We start from the raw sequence: 244 nt of genomic DNA, 5'->3' as shown, positions 1-244 counted from the left end.
ATCCAGTAGCCCCAGGCGGACGAGAAACCCATGTAGTCGCCGAATCCGGCCTTGGCGTAGGCATATACACCACCGTCCAGATCAGGTTTGCGATTGGCCAGGGTCTGGAAGACAAATGCCAGGGTCAGCATGCCCACAGCGGTAATTCCCCAGCCGATCAGCACCGCACCGGCATCGGCCCGGGCGGCCATGTTCTGCGGCAGGGAAAAGATCCCACCGCCAATCATGGAACCCACGACCAGAG

At 61.1% G+C, this 244-nt stretch carries 1 protein-coding gene; it reads right to left on the bottom strand.

Annotated elements, in window-relative coordinates:
• On the bottom strand, window positions 1-242 hold a 242-nt coding region (locus J5M73_RS31660; RefSeq protein WP_243434011.1), incomplete at its 3' end, for an amino acid permease.
• Window positions 243-244 lie beyond the last annotated feature (2 nt).

This window comes from Pseudomonas sp. 50_B, from assembly GCF_017491625.1.
Lineage (GTDB): Bacteria > Pseudomonadota > Gammaproteobacteria > Pseudomonadales > Pseudomonadaceae > Aquipseudomonas > Aquipseudomonas danubii.
The sequence above is the reverse complement of the archived record's forward strand: the minus strand, read 5'-3'. Positions and strand labels throughout refer to the sequence as shown.